At 33.6% G+C, this 21,175-nt stretch carries 22 protein-coding genes; 4 read left to right on the plus strand and 18 right to left on the minus strand.

Annotation, left to right across the window (positions count from 1 at the left end):
- Nucleotides 1-41: 41 nt before the first annotated feature.
- The 16 genes from C8P67_RS00905 to C8P67_RS00980 all read right to left on the minus strand — a co-directional run bounded on the left by C8P67_RS00905 (nucleotide 42) and on the right by C8P67_RS00980 (nucleotide 15,191).
- Nucleotides 42-1,178 (minus strand): tetratricopeptide repeat protein, encoded by a 1,137-nt coding sequence (locus tag C8P67_RS00905; RefSeq protein WP_115809419.1) that lies wholly within the window; start codon nucleotides 1,176-1,178, stop codon nucleotides 42-44.
- A 33-nt stretch (nucleotides 1,179-1,211) separates the two neighbouring features.
- Nucleotides 1,212-2,093, minus strand: a complete 882-nt coding sequence (gene bla, locus C8P67_RS00910; RefSeq protein WP_115810086.1) for a class A beta-lactamase, subclass A2 — start codon at nucleotides 2,091-2,093, stop codon at nucleotides 1,212-1,214.
- 391 nt (nucleotides 2,094-2,484) lie between these two features.
- Complete coding sequence (locus C8P67_RS00915) at nucleotides 2,485-3,573, minus strand: AI-2E family transporter (RefSeq protein ID WP_115809421.1); 1,089 nt, start codon at nucleotides 3,571-3,573, stop codon at nucleotides 2,485-2,487.
- Nucleotides 3,574-3,599: 26 nt separating this feature from the next.
- The gene (locus tag C8P67_RS00920; protein WP_115809423.1) at nucleotides 3,600-4,313 is read right to left on the minus strand and encodes a potassium channel family protein; all 714 of its coding nucleotides are present in this window, start codon (nucleotides 4,311-4,313) and stop codon (nucleotides 3,600-3,602) included.
- Between the two features lie 149 nt (nucleotides 4,314-4,462).
- Nucleotides 4,463-6,031, minus strand: coding sequence for an efflux MFS transporter permease (locus C8P67_RS00925; RefSeq protein ID WP_115809425.1), 1,569 nt, complete (start codon nucleotides 6,029-6,031; stop codon nucleotides 4,463-4,465).
- 26 nt (nucleotides 6,032-6,057) lie between these two features.
- Nucleotides 6,058-6,282 carry a hypothetical protein gene (locus C8P67_RS00930; RefSeq protein WP_115809427.1) on the minus strand — a complete coding sequence of 75 codons (225 nt, stop codon included), beginning with the start codon at nucleotides 6,280-6,282 and terminating at the stop codon, nucleotides 6,058-6,060.
- A complete protein-coding gene (locus tag C8P67_RS00935) occupies nucleotides 6,279-7,343 on the minus strand; it encodes an HlyD family secretion protein (protein ID WP_115809429.1) in 1,065 nt (354 codons plus the stop codon). The genes C8P67_RS00930 and C8P67_RS00935 overlap by 4 nt, the downstream gene beginning before the upstream one ends.
- A 9-nt stretch (nucleotides 7,344-7,352) precedes the next feature.
- The gene (locus tag C8P67_RS00940) at nucleotides 7,353-8,690 is read right to left on the minus strand and encodes a TolC family protein (RefSeq protein WP_115809431.1); all 1,338 of its coding nucleotides are present in this window, start codon (nucleotides 8,688-8,690) and stop codon (nucleotides 7,353-7,355) included.
- A 30-nt stretch (nucleotides 8,691-8,720) separates the two neighbouring features.
- On the minus strand, nucleotides 8,721-9,527 hold the full coding sequence (locus C8P67_RS00945; protein ID WP_170141384.1) for a transporter: 807 nt from the start codon (nucleotides 9,525-9,527) through the stop codon (nucleotides 8,721-8,723).
- Nucleotides 9,528-9,668: 141 nt separating this feature from the next.
- The gene (locus C8P67_RS00950) at nucleotides 9,669-10,418 is read right to left on the minus strand and encodes a hypothetical protein (RefSeq protein ID WP_115809435.1); all 750 of its coding nucleotides are present in this window, start codon (nucleotides 10,416-10,418) and stop codon (nucleotides 9,669-9,671) included.
- 213 nt (nucleotides 10,419-10,631) lie between these two features.
- Entirely contained in the window at nucleotides 10,632-11,114 is a 483-nt protein-coding gene (locus C8P67_RS00955) for a hypothetical protein (RefSeq protein ID WP_115809437.1), read from the minus strand.
- Nucleotides 11,115-11,250: 136 nt separating this feature from the next.
- Nucleotides 11,251-12,405: a BamA/TamA family outer membrane protein gene (locus C8P67_RS00960; RefSeq protein WP_115809439.1), complete on the minus strand. Its 1,155-nt coding sequence runs from the start codon at nucleotides 12,403-12,405 to the stop codon at nucleotides 11,251-11,253.
- 96 nt (nucleotides 12,406-12,501) lie between these two features.
- Nucleotides 12,502-13,698: a BamA/TamA family outer membrane protein gene (locus C8P67_RS00965; RefSeq protein ID WP_394338632.1), complete on the minus strand. Its 1,197-nt coding sequence runs from the start codon at nucleotides 13,696-13,698 to the stop codon at nucleotides 12,502-12,504.
- A 125-nt stretch (nucleotides 13,699-13,823) separates the two neighbouring features.
- Nucleotides 13,824-14,198 (minus strand): hypothetical protein, encoded by a 375-nt coding sequence (locus C8P67_RS00970; protein ID WP_115809443.1) that lies wholly within the window; start codon nucleotides 14,196-14,198, stop codon nucleotides 13,824-13,826.
- Nucleotides 14,198-14,707, minus strand: a complete 510-nt coding sequence (locus C8P67_RS00975; protein ID WP_115809445.1) for a DUF4251 domain-containing protein — start codon at nucleotides 14,705-14,707, stop codon at nucleotides 14,198-14,200. The genes C8P67_RS00970 and C8P67_RS00975 overlap by 1 nt, the downstream gene beginning before the upstream one ends.
- Nucleotides 14,708-14,759: 52 nt before the next feature.
- Nucleotides 14,760-15,191 carry an META domain-containing protein gene (locus tag C8P67_RS00980; protein ID WP_115809447.1) on the minus strand — a complete coding sequence of 144 codons (432 nt, stop codon included), beginning with the start codon at nucleotides 15,189-15,191 and terminating at the stop codon, nucleotides 14,760-14,762.
- A 124-nt stretch (nucleotides 15,192-15,315) separates the two neighbouring features.
- Between C8P67_RS00980 and C8P67_RS00985 the strand changes: the two genes are divergently transcribed.
- From C8P67_RS00985 to C8P67_RS01000, 4 genes are all read left to right on the plus strand, one after another.
- Entirely contained in the window at nucleotides 15,316-15,840 is a 525-nt protein-coding gene (locus tag C8P67_RS00985) for a hypothetical protein (RefSeq protein ID WP_115809449.1), read from the plus strand.
- Between the two features lie 139 nt (nucleotides 15,841-15,979).
- Complete coding sequence (locus tag C8P67_RS00990; RefSeq protein ID WP_115809451.1) at nucleotides 15,980-16,507, plus strand: superoxide dismutase family protein; 528 nt, start codon at nucleotides 15,980-15,982, stop codon at nucleotides 16,505-16,507.
- A gap of 14 nt (nucleotides 16,508-16,521) precedes the next feature.
- Nucleotides 16,522-17,091, plus strand: a complete 570-nt coding sequence (locus tag C8P67_RS00995; RefSeq protein WP_115809453.1) for a YdeI/OmpD-associated family protein — start codon at nucleotides 16,522-16,524, stop codon at nucleotides 17,089-17,091.
- A gap of 272 nt (nucleotides 17,092-17,363) precedes the next feature.
- On the plus strand, nucleotides 17,364-18,566 hold the full coding sequence (locus C8P67_RS01000) for an LETM1-related biofilm-associated protein (protein WP_115809455.1): 1,203 nt from the start codon (nucleotides 17,364-17,366) through the stop codon (nucleotides 18,564-18,566).
- A 63-nt stretch (nucleotides 18,567-18,629) separates the two neighbouring features.
- Here C8P67_RS01000 and can read toward each other — a convergent pair whose 3' ends face one another.
- Both can and C8P67_RS01010 read right to left on the minus strand, forming a co-directional pair.
- On the minus strand, nucleotides 18,630-19,271 hold the full coding sequence (can, locus tag C8P67_RS01005) for a carbonate dehydratase (protein ID WP_115809456.1): 642 nt from the start codon (nucleotides 19,269-19,271) through the stop codon (nucleotides 18,630-18,632).
- A 57-nt stretch (nucleotides 19,272-19,328) separates the two neighbouring features.
- Complete coding sequence (locus C8P67_RS01010) at nucleotides 19,329-20,984, minus strand: SulP family inorganic anion transporter (RefSeq protein WP_115809458.1); 1,656 nt, start codon at nucleotides 20,982-20,984, stop codon at nucleotides 19,329-19,331.
- Between the last annotated feature and the right edge of the window lie 191 nt (nucleotides 20,985-21,175).

A 21,175-nucleotide genomic window follows, 5' to 3' on the forward strand; every position in this document is an offset into this window, starting at 1 on the left:
TTCTATTTCTGCCTATTAATTGTTATGCTCAGTTATTCTTGTTATTTAGCTGGTCGTGAAGTTACCATTGGTTGAACTTTTCCTTCAAGAATATCAATTACACTTTTCTTCAAATCATCATATTTAAAATTTTTATTAAATCCAATGTTGAATGTTGAATGAGTATCTCCTTTTGTCAGGCAGAGTAAATACTTTGAACCGCCTTGCTCTGCTGAAATTGGAGAAAACTCTGTTTGAATTCTATATTCTATTTTACCTTGTTGATTTACAACATAAAACAAATGTTTGTTATATATGTCTTTTGAATTTTCTTCATATCTCTCGAAAGCTTGAATTAATTTGTCATTCCATTTAAATTGATCATAACAAAACATATCTTTTAAATTGTCTTTAAGTATATCTTTCTTGTGAGCTTCATACAATTTATCTTTGTATGGTTTTGCTTTGTCATACTCTTTTTTATAATAATATATTTGAATAAGTTTAGCATAAGTGTGATAGTCTGCTGGGTCTATTTGTAAAAGTTCAACAAAAGCAGATTCAGCCTTATCATAGTCACCTTTTAAAGATTCAAGAAGTCCGATGTTGAATAAAGCATTTATGTATGAATTAGATTTTTTGTCAATTTTTGATTTTGCTATATAAAATGCGTCTAAAGCTTTATCGTTATTTTTCTGGTCAGAATAAATTTGAGCTACAAATGAATAAGGTCTATCAGGACAATCCTTTTGTTCAATCGCTTTTTTGTATGCTTCTAATGCTAGATCTAATTTTTCTAAATTATAGTAGGAATCACCAAGTCCGCTATAAAATTCCGCATCGTCCGATTTTAAATTAATTGCTGTTTGAAAACTTTTTATAGCTTCGTCATATTTCTGAATGTAATTTAAAGTAGATGCTTTAATGAAAAATGGTGCAGGATCTTTCGGGTCTTTATCTATTGATAAATTCATAAACTTTAGGCAATTATTATCGTTTTCTTGCATATAATAAGCAAGCCCTATATAATATAATGATTTTGCAGAATAATCTTTGGATCTAGAAGCGTGCTCAATAATTTTATCAAATTGTTTATTATCAGATAAAGTTTTTAGCTCCGTAGTTGTTTTGTCTTGAGCAAAAATTGTCAAGCTAGAAATTGTTAGAATTAATGATGCTAAAATGTTCTTAATTGTCATTATATAGTAATTTTAAAAATTGGTTATTACACTTTATATTTTCGTGTAGTAATCCCAAGTTAATTTTGTTATGTCGGCAAGTATTTTTTCAGTATTTTCTTTGGTCTCTGTAATGTTTTTTAAGTAGATGGAAATAATCAAATGCCTGCCATTTGGGAGTTTTACAATTCCAACATCGTTCATCGCTGCTCTTAAATTGTTATCATCTGTTCCTGACATTCCTGTTCGGTGTGCTAATTCCGTTCCTACTGGAAGTCCAGCTTTCATCCAACTAAGTCCTCTTGAACATTCTGCCATAAGAGTATATAAATATTTTGTCGAATTTTCTTTTAAGACTTTTCCATTATAGAATTTTTCAAGTAAAGCGGTAGTTGCTAATGGTGTTGTAGTGTTGATATACAAGTTTTCCCAAGTACTCATTTCCTTCTCATTTACCTTTATGACAAAATCTTTTATTCCTTGTTTATTGATAAATTTTTGAACCGCCTTAGTACCTCCAATTAATTCCAAAAGAATATCGCAACCGTTATTGTCGCTGTGGGAAACGGTATATCGCAGTAATTGGTCTAATGTCAGATACATATTTCCGTTTGGATATTCATCCCTTAAAGGACTCCAAGTATCTTCGTGTAAATCTTCTTTTTTTATAAAAATTTTCTGCGATAAAGAAAGTTTTCCATTGTCAACTAAGTTTAGGGCTGTTAAACCAATATGAAATTTAAAGACACTCATTAACGGAGCGTTTAAATTTCCGTTAATACTTAATGTATCTTTGTCCTCAATATTTTTTATAGATACTCCAATTGATGCATTTTTGGAGGCGATAATTTCTTTTAATTGTTTTCGAAGTTCGTTTTGTCCAAAAATTTGAACAGAAGTTAGGACTGTTAGAAGGATTAAAATATTTCTTGTCATTACTGTATTTTTCAATATTTATGTTTTAATGTGGATTTGACAAAACTGTTGCCAACTCGTTTGTTTTTGAAACAAAGTCTTTACTATTTCTCTGGCTAATATATAAATAAATCATTACAAATTATTGAATGATTTTCGTTTGTTGATATGTATTAAGAATTCAGATTTGCAGAATGATTTGTGGTTGACATTAATATTGTTATTGCACTAAACCGCGTGAGGGATTACTTCACTATACATTTATTTTTAATGGTGTTCAGTGAATTATATTTGGAACAAGCTACCAAAGTAGCGTGGATAGCCCGACCCCGTAAAGAAAAAGGCCTGACTCATCGAACAGAAGAGTAAGGCCTTTTTCTTTACGGGGACACGCCCCAATTGTTCTTTTAAATTATCCTTCGATTATAGTACTTTCGGGTTTGGTACCTTCTGGTTTATCGTCCAGCCAGGCAGCGAATAATTTATAGCCAATGGAGAATACAATTGGCCCTACGAATAAGCCCACAAAGCCCGACATCATGAACCCTCCGATTACTCCTAGGAAAATTACAAGCATTGGCACCATAGCTCCTTTACCAAGCAGTAATGGTTTTAGAACGTTGTCTGAAAGTCCGCTAAAGGCAAAAAACACTGTCCATAAAGCTGCTGCAGTTGTATTATCTAACGAAAAAAGGTAGGCTATTACTCCGAGATTGATGATAATTGGACCAACCTGAATGATGGAAAGCATCAGACACAATAGTGTAAGCACTCCCGCAAAAGGAACACCGCAGCCAAACAATCCCACAGCCTGAATCAGGGTTTGTATAACCGCTACACCCAAAATTCCTTTGAATACCTGAAAAACGGTCGATACAGAAAGATTTACATATTCGTCTCCCGAATCACCCGAAATTCTTTTAATAAAATTGGTTGCTAGATTTTGAGCACTTGTAGAAACCATTAATATTCCCGCAATAATTATTGAAAGGATTACCTGCAGTAATGCAACTGTAGAGCTAAGAACGCTTCCTAATAGTTTTTTGGATACCTCAACGATTTGGTCTTTGTATTCCAATACTCCCGCTTTTAAATCGGTTGACAGGCTGTAAAGAAAATTATAGGCTTTCTCCCCTATTATTGGCCACTCTTTGATATTTTGACCCGGTGTTGCTACTTTCAGCGTACCGTTTTCAACACCAGTTTTTATTTCGACGATGCTGGATGTGACTGAACTTACAAATAAAGAAGTAGGAACAATAATTACCAATAATAGTATTGCAATAATGATAAACGAAGCAAGACTTTTGCGCCCTTTCAATTTCTTTTGCAAAAAATCGTACGCAGGATATAATATGATTGCCAAAATAATCGCCCAAAGAATAGGCATTACAAAAGGCAGTAAGAGTTTAATACAAAATCCCAATATCAGGAAAACGAGTCCTAACTGTAGAATGACTTCGAAGAGCTGTTTGCTTTTGTATGGGTTTGAATTTTCCATAAGAGTTGGTTTAAAGGTTGGTTAAATTAAATATCATTATTATTTGATTTTCTTTTTTTGGAAGTATTTTCATTTGCATCCGAGACTAGACGGCCAATAAGAATTACGGGATACAAAACTCCTATTATTGCTTCTATCTGAACCAATGACCTTGCAACAGGATGTAAAGGAAAAATGTCTCCATAACCAGTAGTTGTAATCGTTATGTAACTAAAATACAAGAAATTAGCTTGCAGTGTATTACTCTCAAATGCCGGCATAGTGATTTGAAAAGCACTTGGTATGTGCTCGTAGACAAACTGATAAATCACCGACCATAAATTGGCCAGAATCATATAGACTACTATTGAACCTATCACACGGTATTCGGTTATTGGTCCCGGTTCAAAAACTTTTTTCAGAACCAAATAGATTAATATTATAAATGTACAAATGGTAAAAACAATATCTGAAATCAGAACAAATGGTGAGCGATTGAAAACAGAAATCCAGCCAAAAAGTACAAACATCAGCGGAAAAAATATGAACAGCAATGTCTGTTTTTTTGATTTAGACAACGAAATAATTCCTGCTAACAGGAATAGCATCCAAAACACATTGGTAATAACCATAAAGGAAGAATTGCTTCCAAATACTGGAATGAGTATAAAGTGCATAATGAAAAGCAGGACAAACATACCGCTTAATCCGCTTTCCTTACTCCACAAATGATTCAAGAATCGGTATTTTTTTTTATTCATAGTTTCTAAGTTGCTAAGACTCTAAGTTGCTAAGTTTCTTTTATAGAACTTAAACTACTGAGTTTCTAAGTTTTTTAATTTAATTTTTTATTCTTTTAATCATTGGTTACTAAGAAAGAGTCTTAAAAACCTAGAATCTCAGTAACTTATCAAAAAGGTATCGGCTCCACTTCAACGCTTCCTATTGGTCTTCGTCCTAATTTAAACAGCAGGAGAATCAAAATAGGAAAAAAACACAAAGCCGACATTACCAGATATATATCCTTATACGCCAGCATCATTGCCGACTTTGATGTTTCGTTTGAAAGGCTTTTTTCGGCTTTTTTCTGTGCTTCCCAAGCTGATAAGCCATTGAGCATAAATACTTTTTTGCTTTTATCCAATTGCTGCTTGGCTTCTGTGTTTACTTCTGATAACTGCTGACTGAGACCCGTTTTGTGCTGTACATTCATATTGGAAATAAAAGTTCCCAAAATTGCCCCACCCAATAATGACGCAAAAACTGCCCGAGAAATTACACCGCTCATCATCCGTGAATCGCCCAAAGGTTTTGGTACTTTCTCCGAAATATATAGCGAGGCTGCTGGATACAGAAAACCAATAGCTAGTCCTTTGAAAATAAAAGGTCCGAAAAAATCACTTGCATCAATTTCGGGATAAAACCTGAAATAGAGAATCATATGATACATCCCATAACAGGCAAAACCCGTAACCCAAAGCGTGGCAAGATAAATCCGTTTGAACAAAAGATAAGTCGATAACGGAATCGCAATAAACAACCCAATCAAAATAGCCAAATGCGTTCTAGCCACATAAATACTATCAAAGCCTAAAATGTTCGTCATAAACCCCGTCACAACACTTCCGGTGCCGTTCATCATTCCGGTGTAGAAAAAAAGAAGCGACCCCAAAACAACATTTTTGTATTTAAAAACATCGGTGTTTATCAGCGGCTCTTTGGTAAATCGAACGTGAATCAGATAAATTCCAATTATCAGCAGTAAAAAAGCGGCTGCCATAGAAACTTTTGGATCCGAAAACCAGTTTCTCGTTTGCCCTTCGGCACAAAGAAAAAGGATTACCATAAAAAACAACAGCATAATCCCCCAGCCTCTCCAGTCAAACTGAAAAGGAGATTTCATGGGTGCCACATCTTTTCTGTAAAAAATCCAAGCCAAAACAATTGCCAACAAAAAGTTGACATTCAGAAAATAAATCCCAAAAGTCCAATTGTGCACACTCGTCATCTGCGTTCCAAAATACTGGTACAGCTGTTTACTTCCCTGAAGAATAAACTGAACAATTCCGTACAGAATTGGCATATTAAATGTTGGATTGTATTTTAGAAGTATCGGAATTATGGTCGCAAAAATTCCAATTATAGATAAAATCGCCAGCAACGAACGCCAAACGGTAAACCACTCAATTGTGTTTGTAAACAACGAAGCCGTATTACAGATTATCGACAAAAAACTAACCGATAATATCATCGTCCGCATCGGAATCTGTTTTCCAATTTTCATTCCTAATGGCAAAAAACCAATCATTGCAAAAAACGGAATATAAGTCGAATAAGTAAACGCAGTTGTTGAAGCTCCAAAATGTCCCAATATCTGGGAATTATCATAAGAGGTTACATTCATGGCATTAAAAAAAGGTATCGTAAGGACATAAAGCCCCACGAGAGTAAAAACACTTCCTTTTTTTATTAAAGCCATTTCATTATTTATTTTTAGAAATCATTTCAAATTTTAGGAGCAGAAACATTAGGCATTTTTGGAATTATTTTATAAACATCTTTCTTCTTTATATCAGACCTAACCGTAAAGTTTGTCATTCCGACGTAGGAGGAATCTCCACAAGTAATTCCGCAATCAAAATCCTTAATGTTTGTCGAGCTTCTGACGGAGATTCCTCCTACGTCAGGAATGACAATATTGTCAAAAAAATGCCAAGTCTTTAAAATCATTTCTTAATCTCCACCGTTACATTCATTCCAGGTTTTACTTCCTCCAATTCTTTAGCGGAAGCTTCAAAATCAATTTTCACGGGAATACGCTGTGTTATTTTGACAAAATTACCAGTCGAATTATCAGGCTCTACCATCGAAAATTTGGCTCCCGTTGCTGGAGAAAAACCAGTAACTTTTCCTTTGAATTCTTTATCGCCAAGGGCATCAATAGTAATTGTCACTTCCTGTCCAATCTTCATTTTTTCAATTTGGGTTTCTTTAAAATTGGCTGTTACCCAAATCTTTTGGTTCAAAACCATAGTTGCCACCACCTGATTGGCATTTATCAGTTCACCTACCGATATTGTTCTGTCGCCCACATAACCATCAGCCTGCGCAATGATTCGTGTGTAAGACAGCTGTAGTAACGCATTGTCCAAATCAGCTTTTTTTCGGGCTACGGTCGCATTCGCCGCTTCGAGATTGGTATGACTTTGTTTCGTAACCGATCCGCTGGCTAATAAACTTTTTTGACCGGCAGCCAAATATGCTTTAGTCGATTGCAGCTTAGAAACTACTTGATCGTACTGATTGCGCGTCACCGCCGAATCAGCATACATATTTTTGAATCTTTCATAGTCTTTTTGGGCTTTTTCAAGATCGGCCATATCACCTGACAATTTATCCTTTGAAGCTGCTTCATTGGAAATAGCAGTAATTATAGACTGTTCCAAAGAATGCAGATTCCCTTCGGCGACAGCCAGATCAGCTTCGGCCTGTTTTACTTTTATTCGGTATTCCTCGTCATCGAGAATCACAAGTGTATCTCCTTTATGCACAAATTGATTGGCATCAAAATGAATGGAAGCTACATGCCCAGTTGCTCTGGCCGTAACACTGTTGATATACGATTCTACTTGTGCATTATTGGTCGTTTCATACCGATGAAAATCAAAAAACAGACTCAATATCCAAATCGCTCCGCCAATTATGAAAGCAAAAGAAAGAATGGTCAATATTGTATTTCTCTTTTTTTCGCTTTTTACGGCCTCTTGGTTCGTTGCATTATCTTCACTCATAAATAAAAATTAAAGTTTACCCATCGCATACTGCAGGGAATAATATTGAATAATAGCATCAACGTTAGCATTATTCAGGGAAATTTTTGCTTCGTTTAACTGCAGTTCGGCATCAACAATATCACTGATTACGGCAAAATCATTATCATATCGGCTTTTTACAATTTTATAATTGCTCAAAGCTAAATCCACATCTTTCTTAAAAGTCACTATGTTTCTAACACTTTCCATAAATCGGATATAAGCCCCCTTAACATCCTGATTGATTTGATCTTTGGTAACTGCAAGCGCAACATTGCTTTTGTCAATTTGCTGTTTATCGGCACTAACTCGGTGTTTTAAATTATAAAAACTAGAAATATCCCAGCTCAGCGATACTCCTGCCACCCAATAATTGAGAATATTATCAGTATAATTTGGCCACTGCGCAGGATATTGCGTATTGAAAAGCAGATTGGCATTCACAAAAGGTTTAAATCCGCTTTTGGTTATATCCAGAGAAGATTCGGCAATTTTTACATTGATTTCGGATCTTTTGATTTCATAGCGGTTTTGGTAAGCGTCATTCAGGCTTTCGTCCAGACTCACCTCTTTTTTTGGAATCAAAATGCCATCCAATACTGGTTTTAGTTTAGTATTTGTTGGCAGTCCAGTCAATATATCTAAATAATTACTGATCAGCTCAATGGAATTGGAACTGCGAAAAACCGCTACTTCAAAATTTGATTTTTGTAATTCGGTTCTTAACAGATCACTCTTTAGATTTTGCCCGTTCGCCACTCTGGAATTCAGTTGTTTGATACGCAAATCGGTATTGACAATATTCTGTTTGGTTACCTCAATTTGTTTGTATAGTTTTTCGAGCGTGAAAAATTGTGTGGTAATGGTCTGTTTAATTTCGGTTTCGGTCATTTTAGCAACTGATTCCTGCATATTGGCTATCAGCTGCTGCTTATCAATCTGATTATTGATTGCACCCCCATAATACAAAGGCATGGACGCAAAAACACTGGCCGAACCCTGCTGATTATAATAATCGATAGTCGTATTTTTTTCGTAGAAACCTTCAAAAATTTTTGGATTTCCAATATAATTATAGCCCATGTTCAACCCGATAACAGGTGTTTTAGCGATTTGTGACTGGCTTAAATTTTCGTTAGCAATAGCTACATCGGTTTTGGCGATTTTAAGCTGATTATTATTCTGAATTCCCAATTGTATTGCTTCATCCAGTTTTATAAGTCTGACACCATCATCATTTTGGGAAAAACCAGCTTCATAAAAAAGACAAGCTATTATCAGAATAACAACTTCACTTTTAAAAATTTTAAAAAAAAGACAATTCATTGGTTAATTCCAATTTTAAAGATTTCAATCCTAGAGAAACACACACTGATAACCAACACTAACTGCATCATAATTCAGTCCAATACTTTTAAAAGTTCCGGTATTAAACTGAAACTTTAAAGACTGAAATTTTGTGAGAGGCATTGAAAAAGTTGCCCCAATTCTAGAGGCATTAATAATGCTTCCGGCCGGTGCTTCATCTACAAATGTTTTTCCACCGCTAAACCAGTTCGCATTAATCCCTACCCACATCTGATTTTTGAAAATATAACTGGCGTGGCCTTGAAAAGAAACAACAGGATCTTGTTTCAAATCATTATCTCCTAAAAATGAATCGTTAATGGTATAAAACCACACTCCGGAATATAATTCTGCATAAAAGTGTTCAAAACGCTTGGAAATTCCCAACTCTGGTTTTATTCCCCAGCGGTTTGTACCAATGTTAACTCTTTTATCCGAGTAATAAAGCCCTGTAGGCACTGAAACAACTAAGCTTGCTCCGAATATTGTCTTCTGCTGGAATTGACTAAACTCTTTTACATTCAATGCAGGCGAACCTAGCAGATTCACTCCAAAACGTAAACGCATATCACCAAATCCTGTTCTGTTTCCGGTAATTTTAGTACCGCTCACCGTTGCTTCACCATCCATAAAAACATACGGAAGAGCAACCTGAATTCTCGCCAGCTTCCCTCCCAGACCAAAGGAACGCATATAACCAGCCCCAAGATTGTGACTGGTAATAAGGAAATCCTCAATAGGCAGAGAAGGTTCTGTAACAATATCTCCCTTCATATAACCGTAGCTTGCCACTGCGATATTAACTCCTCTAGGCATGTTCGCATAAGCCCTTGGCTCGAGATCCTGTGCAGTTATGTAATTGCAAATAAAAAAGCCTGCAAGAAAAAATGGAATCTTCCTTGTGAAAAATAAATTAAAAATATGCATATGAAGATTTAATTTCTGTTCAATCTATAATTAAAATCTGTAACCAATGCTGACATTATACCTAAATCCAACAGCAGTTATCGATTGGACTCCCTTTTTTTCAATCCCTTCATCACCTGAAATTCCGTCAATTCCAGGAAATTTATCTTTTATAGCTTCGATAATTTTTTGATAGACATCATTGTTTTCAAGTCCCTCAATGTTATTATCTAATTTTGTATTGAATTTATATCTGGTAATTGAAGGTCCGAACAAAACACAATCAATAACTAATCTGTCCCATAAAACAAATTGATACCCTAACTCTCCTCCAACATTAGTTAAATTAAATTTTGAATTAAGATTGGAACTGCTGACAACTCCCGTATCTGGATTGTTATAATATATATTTCTATCAGTTTCAAATTGAAAAAAACTTATAAACGGAGCTAAATAAACCCCTCTAGGCCCGTTAAACTTATTAATACTTCCTAAATAAAAACGATAATCCGCACCAAATGAATATCCTTTTCTATCACTCTTTTTATCAAAATTCACATCAGTAATATCAACTGTTATCAAAGGAAATTCCTGATATCCCGCAAAAACATTTATACTCTGATTTTCCTTAATCATTCTCTCATACGAAAACTGGTATGAATTGTCATAAAGTAATGTATTGGACACATTAAACTTCACAGAATTCTTAAAATCAGATTGTGAAAAAACAGCTGCCGAATAAACAACTAATACTACTGTAAAAAAACTGGATATCTTAAAAGGGAGATTTAAATTTTTCATGATTTATAGATGATTAGGAAGTTATCTTAACAAATTTAACTTTTTTTTCTGCAACTTAGCAAATAAATTTTAACACTTTTTATGATAAAAGAACTTATTAATTTAATAAAAGTTTAAACTATTCTAATAATATTTAAAAACCTACTTAAAATTATAAAAAAAAGAGCGTAATACTCTTGAATTACGCTCTTTCTTTTAAAATATCTTTACTATCTATTTAACTTTCACAGCTTCCAATTCTCCTACAAAAGGAATTGCATTTTGAAGACTGCTTCTGATTTCTGTCTGAAGATAAATTTCAAGCTGAATAAATTTTGCAGCATTTATAGCTCCAATTGCTTTTTTAGCTTTTTCATAATAAGAAGTATACAATTTATCATAGGCTGTATTGTTTTTCAAAATGCCTTTCACAATAACATCCGCTTTAGGATCGGTCAATGCTGCATAATCAGTAGCATATTGATTAATTAAGTTAATTTTTTCTTCACCTAATTTTTTTCTTTCAGCTTCATAAGCATCATAAATCTTTGTGAAATCTGTGGCCTGCGTACCTGACAATCCCATATACTGACTCACTAATTCTGATTTTGATTTACCATAAACCGATTGTACAACATCAATATCATCTTTCAATGTTGATTGCGCAAATGTTACAGATGAGAATGTTACTGCAAATAACAAAAGTAATTTTTTCATTTTTTTTTAATTTATATTGTTGACTAAGCTAATTTAAAAAAATCTCCTTTAAATTAACGAAAAAATTCAGGATAATTTTATTTAAAAAAATGATTCACAAATTATTACGATATTTGTCCTTTTAACAAAAAAACCTTTAGAATGCTTCACTAAAACTCACGTAAGTTCCCTTAAGAGATCCTCCATTTCCAAATCCAAAATCAAATCTCAAATTTGTTTTATGTTTACTATCGACCATAATTCTGAGACCTCCTCCATAAGAAAATCTCCATTTCTCAAATGACAAATCGTTATAACCGCTAAAAACACGACCCGTACCTATGAAACCGGCTAAACCAAATATATTCCAAATAGGCGCACGATATTCTAACTGAGAATCAACCAAAGCCTTATCTCTATATCCGCCTTGATAAAACCCTCTCATTCGATCTGAACCTCCCATCATTGATAAGTCATAAAATGGTGTATCTCCAAAAGCATTACTTGTATAAAACTGTAAAGCGATAATGTGTTCTAACCATGGATTGTAATATTTACGCACGTCCAAAATGAAATTGGTGAATTGATACGTACTACCCAAAAATTTAGGATGAAAAACTAAACTGGAAAGACAATAAACCCCTTGTTGTGGGTTATAAGGATTCTTTCTTGTGTCATACATACCTGATAATCCTACCCCTACGTCATATCCTCCGTCGATTCCCAAAACATTTTGTTCATATAAAAAACTTTCACTTGGAATTTGCATATTCCAATAATTTGCAAATTCTATTGGTATCCCGATGTATAAATCCTTTTTGACCAGCATCAAATTATTGGAATAAAACTTAATTCTGTCAAAATTAATTAACTCTCCGTCATCAATCCCAACGTCATTACCAATACCAAAAATATATTGCGGTTGTTTTTGGTAAAATAAATAACTAATGATTTGATATTTATTTTCTTTAATAAAAAATTGCGAAGATGCTACAACATTTAATCTTCCTTCGGTAGAATTCGATACTAATCCACTAATTTTCGAAGGCTTTGAGATGGTATCTTTCTTGGACAAACTAAATACATTATTTTTGGCTAGACCATAAATACTTCCAGCCTCTGTAGAATATCCATAAATAGGAACTGGAATTATTTTGAAGATCGCTTCGGCCTTTGCATTAAAATCATTAAATTTATCGACCTTGCTTTTCTTGGTTGCAAGCGTATCTTCTTTTGTTTGCCCCACTGATTGTGCGGAAACGGTTAAAATTAAAAGCAGTAATAAAACGAATTGATTATAATTTTGATTCATACTTAAAATAGGGATTATCCTGAATTATCTTTAGACAAATATAGAGTTTCATTCATAAAAATAGTTAAAGTTTCCTATTAATTAATATTAAAAAAACTAAAACGTTTCTCCGGCATTTAAATAAAATCCATTAAAATGATTTCCTGCACCATAATCAAGAACTAAATTGGTACGGGTTGCCTTATCAATTAAAAGTCTTAATCCTATTCCAAATGCAGGCTGAACATATTCAAGAAGATTAATATTTTGATATTTGTTGCTTGCTGTTGTAAAGTTGGTAAAAACTGTCCCGCTAAGCATCTGATTACAGCTAATAGGAAATCTCAGCTCTGTTTGAAAATACATCAGATTATTACCTCTAAACAATCCTTGAATATATCCTTCACCGCTTCGGCTCCGCTGGTCCCAGCCTAATGCCGGCAGATTTAAGTAAGGGACAGCTCCCTTTGTCACAAATTGGCCAAAAGTCCAAAAACCTAAAACAAAATTTTGCTTTTTGGGATTTAACGGCAAGAAATACCTGAACTCGGAATACAATATATTACTCGCTTTCTGCTCGTTAAAAAAAGCGCAATTAAATCTATAATTCACATTTGCAAACCAGCCTTTCCTTGCATTGATCTGGTTATCTCTTGAATCATAAATCAAATTAAGACTAAGACCATTGACAAAATATTCTTTGTCATTAAATCCATTTTGAATACTATAATTGTAATGGTGAGTTAATTTTCCATTAGCTTCATCGAGATTTTTATCTACTATAGAAGAATACCAATCAATATGCAGGCCTCCTCCCACGTAAAAATTTTCACGTACTTCCCAAGAAGCAGTTTGATGCATCTTAAAATAATTGTAATCCATTGGCTCTTCAATTGATTCAATATCAAAGTCAGGATCTTTTTTATCACTTGGAATAATATTGGTACCCAATCCATAATTGGGCTGGGTAAATACATACATTCGAGAATCTCCGCTTAAGTAAATTTTGTTATTTTTTAATAAAATACTGTTCTTAATATTAACCATCAGCTGTTTTTTGGTTGTAAAAACAACTCCAATATTTGCCGAAGAATATTTATCTAAAACATCTTTCCCTTTAAAAGTATATTGAGCCGTGGCACCATAACTAAATCCCGTAGCGGGCTGTACTCCAATTATTGGGATAACAAGCAAAAAACTATTTTTAATTGGTTTTACTACAATAAGAGAATCTTTCTTTTTGAATAATTCAAATACGGTTTTGGGAGGGCACGACTCATCCGAATCTGAAGGTATTTGTGCTATCACATCCATTTGAATACACACAAAAAAGAATAACAATAAAACGTTAATTGAAAAGCACTTTCTTTTGAAAAATTGGATCATGATTTTTGTTTTGTTTTTCTAAAGACAGTGATAAAATACAGATACTATTGAAATTAATTTTTCTTTAATTCCTTAATTCTAAGCAATAAAAGCAAACTCCATACTGAAAACACAGTATGCAAAACTATTGTCAGCCATAGTCCATAGCTAATAAGTTTAAAATTTAAAAATCCAAAGAATAATACACCCGCTACAACTGTATTATATAACAACAAAGGCCTTATTAGTACAGCCCCACTGTCTTGCGCTAACCAGCAGGCATAAGCTATAGCTATCAAAGCCGTCCCCGCTACCATACCCGTAATATTCGCTCCAGCCCCATCCAAAGTGGTCCCTAGTAAAATAAGTATAACTATTTTAGGAATGAATAACAATCCCAGCCCAGTAGCCAATTCAAAGAAAGCAGTGATTTTTAAAAAAAACTTCATTATTTTTTTATTTCAAGTTTATCAATATTTCCTCTATAACTGATAGGACTGCGATTTATAGAATTAATCGAAAGATTAGCACCTCCATCAAAGTAAACTGTCAAAATAATACCGTACGAATCAGAATCACCTTTTACATCAGCTTTAATGGTATAATATTTTTTTCCTTTTTTTATAGAATAATCCTTAATTGGCCCTTTAAAATCTAAACCTCCGCCACCTCCATAACCAACTCCGCTATATGCTCTTCCAAAAAAAGGCATCTCGCTGTGAATGGTATCTTTTTTAAATCGCAAAAAATTAGCATTTGTAGTCATATTGATACTTCTAGTTCCTTGAGGAAAAGCCATATCAGCTTGAAACTCATATTCCTTTGAGTCTACTAGAGCCTCTATCTCTTTTTGCTTTGCTAATTTTTTTTCTTCTTTTATCTGCTGCTTACTTTTTTCCTGAGCAAAACCGAAAAAAATTGAAAAAAACAGCAAAAAAGTTGTTACTAATGTTTTCATAATCAAATAAATTTTATTTCAACTTTAAATATTTTAAAGAAAAACTATGCAATTATTTTTGACGGCTGAATTTCATCATTATAATATCGCCCAATAAAAAATTTAAGGTTCTCCCATCGTCAGTAATCGTGTATGTTTCTATTTTTTGCAGCGTTTCCATATAGAGCGAATCTCCATTACCTTCGCAGGCCATCATTGTCATTCCCATCTTTGCATCTTTAAAATTAATTTTAGCACCATCAAGAAGCAATGCGCCAAAATACTGATTACAGCTATTATTTCCTGCTATTTTATTATTTGTAACATCAAACACAATTGTCGGCTTTTTATGAGGATACAATCCGCCAAAAGCTATTTTAGGTCCAGTTATATAATTCAATTCCCATGTACCGTCAAGCGAAAATGTTTTCAATTTTTTCTGTTGGGTAGAGCAGGAAATAAAACTTATGCAGACAAACAGCAACAATAACTTTATTTTTCTCATTTTTATTGGTTTACATGCAAAATTGTTATCTGTAAATATAAAAAAAATTAATAAGAAAAAAGATGTCTGCTTTCGAATTTGCTTTTTAAAAAAGGTATATTTATTTTCGTAAAAAAGAAAAAAAATGACACTACTAGGAATCGGTTCCCGAATTGAGCATCCCGAATATGGAAAAGGAGTAATAACCAATGTTTCGTCCAAAGAATATTGGGTTACATTTATAGAAAATGGACTTGAAACCATTCCTTTAAATGATGAATTTAAAGTTATAGAAGCTACAGTTGACGAAGTAGATACAATAAGTTTTTCGGAAGTTGAACAATCACTAAGAGATCTTCTGAAAAAATGGTCTGATGTTTCAGAAATTGTACCAATAGGAGACAAATGGAAAGGCGGTAAATTAATCTTAGAACCGGGTCAGGCTGGATTAGCTTCCAAAGAAATTCCCATTGACACCTTTTTTCATAAAATAATAATGGTCCGCGACCGTTTACGTGTTATGGAACAAAAAATAAACAGCAGTAAAATTGAAGAAATAGAAAAAATTGAATTACAGCAATATATCACAAGGATTTATGGCAGTCTGACTTCATTCAATATATTGTTTAAATCGCCAACAAACCATTTTGTGGGAGAAAAGTCCAAGTAGAATTACTGAGATTATAAGTTTCTGAGTACCTAAATTATAATATCTTTTGAAGCTTAAAAACATAGAAACTTAACATCTTAGAGACTTAGGAACTTTTTTATACGTAATTTTATAATCCAATTTATAATATTTAAAAAACATGAAAAAAATAATCTTTTCGGCAGCCGTAATTATCGCCGTAATCATTGGCTGTAAAACCAATAGCAAATCGAGTGACTCTAAAAGCCTAAACCTTACTTTTGAATCAAAAAGCAGCAGTAATGTTACGGGTACTGCTACTTTCGTGGAAAAAAATGGCAAAGTAACTTTTACAGCAAAAATTTCTGGTCTAAAACCTGGAATTCATGCTATTCATATTCATGAGAAATCTGATTGCTCGGCAGCTGACGGAAGTTCGGCAGGAGGACACTGGAACCCTACTTTTAAAAAACATGGAAAATGGGGTGATGTAGAGCACCATAGAGGAGATATAGGCAATTTTACAGCAGACGAAAAAGGAAATGGAACAATCACATTAACTACAGATGAATGGTCTATAGGCGGTGATGATCCAGCAAAAGATATTCTAGGAAAAGGACTTATAGTTCACCAAGGAGCCGATGACTTTGTGAGTCAGCCTGCAGGAAATGCTGGAGCAAGAGTTGCGTGTTCGGCAATTATTAAATAAAAAACTGATTTTCCTTGATAGAGAAAGAACAGCATTATTTTAAAAACACATCAGAATGGCGGGAATGGCTGCACGATAACCATGATTCGTCAGCTGGTGTGTATTTAATTTTTTATAAAGTAAACAGTCCTTTCGAAAGCATGCGCTGGGAAGAAGCTGTTCAAGTAGCAATCTGCTACGGCTGGATTGATTCTACAGTGAAAAGAATCGACGAACACAGACGAAGACAATTATTTACACCCAGAAAAAACAAAAGCATCTGGAGCAAACTCAATAAAACTTATATTGAAAAACTCATTGCAGACAACTTGATGCATGAAAGTGGCTTGTCCAAAATTGAAACCGCAAAACAAAATGGCTCCTGGACATCCTCGGATGCAACCGAAAATTTAATAATTCCTGATGATCTGCAATCAGCTTTTGAAGAAAATAAAACTGCATTCGAAAACTATCAAAAGTTCAGTCCTTCTTATCGGAAAAATTATCTCCACTGGCTCAATCAAGCAAAAAGGCAAGAAACCAGAAACACTAGAATTAACTCAATAATTGAGCTTTGTGCTCAAAATAAAAAATCAAGAGATTAATTTATTTAAATAGATTCCTTGCCGACAATTTACATATCCCAAAATCTACACCAGCAAGAACTCTTTTACCAAAAAACCTCAAGTTTTTCCCCTATCAAAAATGCTGAAATTAAAATTTTAAATCAAAAAAAGGCTGTGAAAAATCGAATTCACATTGTAGCCATATGCAAATGTGCGATTTCACAAAAAACAGCCGATAATCTATTTTATAACCTTTAGAATTAGGTATAGATTGATAAAAAGACATAGTTTTGTATTATCAAAATAAAGCAATGATTAACCCTTCGGCATCTGGTTGGATAGAAAAATATTTTACTAAACTAAAGTTATCAGAACATACTATATCTGAAACTGAGGCCAGCTTTTATCAAAAAATAAGGGAAACTGGTTTTATTTATGGCCACATCATTTCATTTGACACTCCTTTTGAAATAGAAACTAAAGGTTGGTTTAATGAAGAAATTTCCAAACTAGCTTTATTAAATGCCTTGCACGGTATTTTTTCGATAATAAATAAAGAAAAAGATCCATCCGATTTTATTGAACAAGCCAATCTTTTTTACAAGGAAATGCATCCTGAAGGATTCAGCTTATTCAAAAAAATTGTTCCCAAAAATTCTCCTGCATTAACTTTAGAGAACGTTATTGATGAACGTGTGCAGACAAATGATAACATAATCAACAAAAATTTTTCTCACTTAGTTACCAACGCATTATTATTTATAGATGTTTTGGCTTTTCGCCAATATTTGCTGCAGGGACAGATTCCAGAAAAATATCTAAAAAAAATTGAGGAAACAATTGTAAACATTGTCATTCTTGCTTTGAAAATAAAAAACAACAAATCACAATATGATGATTTATTGATTAAATTATTTGAAGCTTCTATACGGTACAGCAAATTTTCAAAAAAAGAAAACATTACATTAGAAACGTTAGAACTAAGTTATTTTACTGCCGAACTGGAAAAAAAATACTTAATTGATATTGCTGGAATGGCTTTATGGAGTGATGGAATCATGGAAAATAATGAATCTTATTTTTTGCATGCACTAGCAGAAACATTATCAATTGAAGACGATTTTGTAACGCTGGGCATAATTAATACAGACAGCTTTATAACTACACACAAAAAAGAAATTCCTTATTTCAATTATTCGAATCCTGTTAAACACTTTTATGATCAGACTACAAAAAGTGTCATCACCCTGATTTCACGAAATAAGTCGAGACTGGTTAAAGAAATAGTTCAAAGCAAGGAATTAATGCTGCTTTTGGCGCATTCAACCCATAGGGATTTGGATGAAAAGGAAAAGAAAAAAGTAAAAAAACAACTGTTGGATATATGCAAAACAGTACCTTCTCTAACCATATTTTTACTTCCGGGAGGAAGTTTATTACTGCCGCTTTTAATCAAGTTTATTCCAAAACTTCTGCCGTCAGCATTTAATGAAAACTTAGAACATGATGATTAAAAATATAAGAAAGGCTGTTTAAAAATATAAACAGCCTTTCTCTTTTTTTTCAACTCCAGCTTATTATTGTTTGATGTTAAGCTGATAAACTTCATCCAAATCTTCATTGGAACTAAAATTAACCCCTAAATCGGTTACAAAGCCCGAATTTAAACCGTAAACCCAGCCATGAAGTGATAAATCCTGTCCGTTTTTCCAAGCCGCCTGTACAATCGAAGTTTTAGCTAAATCATATACCTGCTCTTTCACGTTAATTTCTACAAAGGCATTAAAACGCTGCGTCTCATCAGGAATAGAATTTAAATACTTATCATGCAAACGGTACACATCTTTTATATGACGAATCCAGTTATCAATAATCCCTATAGAATCATTCCCCATCGCCGCTTTTACTCCTCCACAGCCGTAGTGTCCGCACACGATAACATGTTTTACCTTCAATACATTTACTGAGTAATCTAAAACGCTTAACATATTCATATCTGTATGAACTACCATGTTTGCAATGTTTCTATGAACAAAAACTTCCCCTGGTTTAGCACCAATAATTTCGTTTGCAGGAACACGGCTATCAGAACAGCCAATCCACAATAATGGTGGCTGCTGTCCTTTGGCTAAATCTTTGAAAAATTCTGGATCTAATTCCAATTGTTCCTCAACCCATTTTTTATTATTATCTAATATTTTTTTATAAAAATCGCTCATTGTGTTTGTTTTAAATGTCTATTTAATAGTTATGTTTTACTGGTCTAAAATTACTAATTATTCTGAAAATCCATCATCAAAGACTTTCTTTTCGACCATTTCTCTTTTTGCAAAATCATAATGATGCTCTATGGTAACATGATTTTGAGAAGCGCTGCTGTTTTCTAATGCATACTCTTTTTTAAACCCATTGAGTTTCACTTCTATATTATCATCAATAGCTCTTGTTGTCTTAAATTCATGTATTAAATCTAAAATATCATGAGCAATGTATACTGTATCCTGTGCATCAATTACTACTTTGCTGTTTACAGGAATATTAGCTAATGTCATTTTGATAGCTGCTTTATTCAAGAACGAAACTTCCTGAGCCAAATCAATATGAATTATATCCCCATCTACATACTCCTTTTTTCTAAAACTGTATGCTCTTTTAAGATTTCCTCTCAATATAAATACAATACAGATTACAATTCCCAAAACAACTCCTTTTAACAAATCTGTAAATACAACTCCTAAAAAGGTAGCGATAAAAGGCAGGAATTGGTACTTTCCATAACTCCAAAAATGTTTGAATGTTGCCGGTTTTGCTAATTTATACCCTACTAAAATCAAAACTGCAGCAAGTGTCGCCAGAGGTATTTTATTTAAAATAAATGGAATTGATAAAGCACATACCAGCAATAAAACACCATGAATTATGGCTGATAATTTTGATTTTGCCCCTGCTGAATTGTTAGCAGAAGTACGAACCACAACAGATGTTAATGGCAGTCCGCCAATCAATGAACAAACAATATTCCCAATCCCCTGTGCTTTTAATTCAACATTTGTATTGGTATATCTTTTATGAACATCCATTCTGTCTGCCGCTTCAATACACAAAAGCGTTTCGATAGAAGCAACTATTGCGATAGTTACACCAACTACCCAAACTTGTGGATTCGTAAACGCAGAAAAATTTGGTGTAACAATAATGGCTTTAAATTCATCTAAGGATGTTGGCACAGGCAATGAAACTAAATGTTCTTTCTCAATAGCTAATGAACTTCCCGATGAAATGAAAAATTCATTCAGCAATATACCAACAATTACTGCTACCAATGCACCAGGTACTAATTTCAGTTTCTTTAAAACCGGCACTTTATCCCATGCAATCAAAATCGCAATTGAAATTGATGTAATCAGTATCGCTCCTAACTGCAAGTGATTAAAAACATCAAAAAGAGCAGAAAAAGTATTATCACCAGATGATTGTTCAAAAGCCTGATCTCCCTCAAAATCTGCATCATAACCAAAAGCATGCGGCAGCTGTTTCATAATAATTATGACACCAATACCAGCCAACATTCCTTCAATTACATTGGTCGGAAAATAATTTGAAATACTTCCTGCCTTTAGTAAACCCAAAGTCAATTGTATAATTCCCGCAATAAAAACAGCAGTTAAAAAAGTGTCAAACCCACCCAAACTGGTAATAGCTGTAAGTACTATAGCTGTCAAACCTGCTGCCGGTCCCGAAACACTTATTTGTGACTGGCTTAAAAATCCAACAACAATTCCACCCACGATACCTGTAATAATTCCAGAAAATAAAGGAGCACCAGAGGCCATTGCAATTCCCAAACATAGAGGCAAGGCTACTAAAAAAACTACTAAACCAGATGCAAAATCGGATTTGAAGTAGGCAAAAAGATTTGTATTCTTTGACATAATATAAAATTATTATAAGATTGATTATTAGGTTTTCACTGCAATAATATTGTAATGAAAGACACTTTTATTGTAAAAAAGTATCTAAAAAAATGGGGCATCATTATCATTGCTAACCAGCAGGTATACAGGCCAGTTAATCAGAACTGTAAATCTGGGATAATATCCAAAACCTACAACGTCTGTTCGCA

Source organism: Flavobacterium aquicola (genome assembly GCF_003385115.1).
Classification (GTDB): Bacteria; Bacteroidota; Bacteroidia; order Flavobacteriales; family Flavobacteriaceae; genus Flavobacterium; species Flavobacterium aquicola.

Coding starts and splice junctions, on each gene's coding strand:
- C8P67_RS00905 (WP_115809419.1), bottom strand. CDS start 1,178: ATGACAATTAAGAACATTTTAGCATCATTAATTCTAACAATTTCTAGC.
- bla (WP_115810086.1), bottom strand. CDS start 2,093: ATGACAAGAAATATTTTAATCCTTCTAACAGTCCTAACTTCTGTTCAA.
- C8P67_RS00915 (WP_115809421.1), bottom strand. CDS start 3,573: ATGGAAAATTCAAACCCATACAAAAGCAAACAGCTCTTCGAAGTCATT.
- C8P67_RS00920 (WP_115809423.1), bottom strand. CDS start 4,313: ATGAATAAAAAAAAATACCGATTCTTGAATCATTTGTGGAGTAAGGAA.
- C8P67_RS00925 (WP_115809425.1), bottom strand. CDS start 6,031: ATGGCTTTAATAAAAAAAGGAAGTGTTTTTACTCTCGTGGGGCTTTAT.
- C8P67_RS00930 (WP_115809427.1), bottom strand. CDS start 6,282: ATGATTTTAAAGACTTGGCATTTTTTTGACAATATTGTCATTCCTGAC.
- C8P67_RS00935 (WP_115809429.1), bottom strand. CDS start 7,343: ATGAGTGAAGATAATGCAACGAACCAAGAGGCCGTAAAAAGCGAAAAA.
- C8P67_RS00940 (WP_115809431.1), bottom strand. CDS start 8,690: ATGAATTGTCTTTTTTTTAAAATTTTTAAAAGTGAAGTTGTTATTCTG.
- C8P67_RS00945 (WP_170141384.1), bottom strand. CDS start 9,527: ATGCCTAGAGGAGTTAATATCGCAGTGGCAAGCTACGGTTATATGAAG.
- C8P67_RS00950 (WP_115809435.1), bottom strand. CDS start 10,418: ATGAAAAATTTAAATCTCCCTTTTAAGATATCCAGTTTTTTTACAGTA.
- C8P67_RS00955 (WP_115809437.1), bottom strand. CDS start 11,114: ATGAAAAAATTACTTTTGTTATTTGCAGTAACATTCTCATCTGTAACA.
- C8P67_RS00960 (WP_115809439.1), bottom strand. CDS start 12,405: ATGAATCAAAATTATAATCAATTCGTTTTATTACTGCTTTTAATTTTA.
- C8P67_RS00965 (WP_394338632.1), bottom strand. CDS start 13,698: ATGGATGTGATAGCACAAATACCTTCAGATTCGGATGAGTCGTGCCCT.
- C8P67_RS00970 (WP_115809443.1), bottom strand. CDS start 14,198: ATGAAGTTTTTTTTAAAAATCACTGCTTTCTTTGAATTGGCTACTGGG.
- C8P67_RS00975 (WP_115809445.1), bottom strand. CDS start 14,707: ATGAAAACATTAGTAACAACTTTTTTGCTGTTTTTTTCAATTTTTTTC.
- C8P67_RS00980 (WP_115809447.1), bottom strand. CDS start 15,191: ATGAGAAAAATAAAGTTATTGTTGCTGTTTGTCTGCATAAGTTTTATT.
- C8P67_RS00985 (WP_115809449.1), top strand. CDS start 15,316: ATGACACTACTAGGAATCGGTTCCCGAATTGAGCATCCCGAATATGGA.
- C8P67_RS00990 (WP_115809451.1), top strand. CDS start 15,980: ATGAAAAAAATAATCTTTTCGGCAGCCGTAATTATCGCCGTAATCATT.
- C8P67_RS01000 (WP_115809455.1), top strand. CDS start 17,364: ATGATTAACCCTTCGGCATCTGGTTGGATAGAAAAATATTTTACTAAA.
- can (WP_115809456.1), bottom strand. CDS start 19,271: ATGAGCGATTTTTATAAAAAAATATTAGATAATAATAAAAAATGGGTT.
- C8P67_RS01010 (WP_115809458.1), bottom strand. CDS start 20,984: ATGTCAAAGAATACAAATCTTTTTGCCTACTTCAAATCCGATTTTGCA.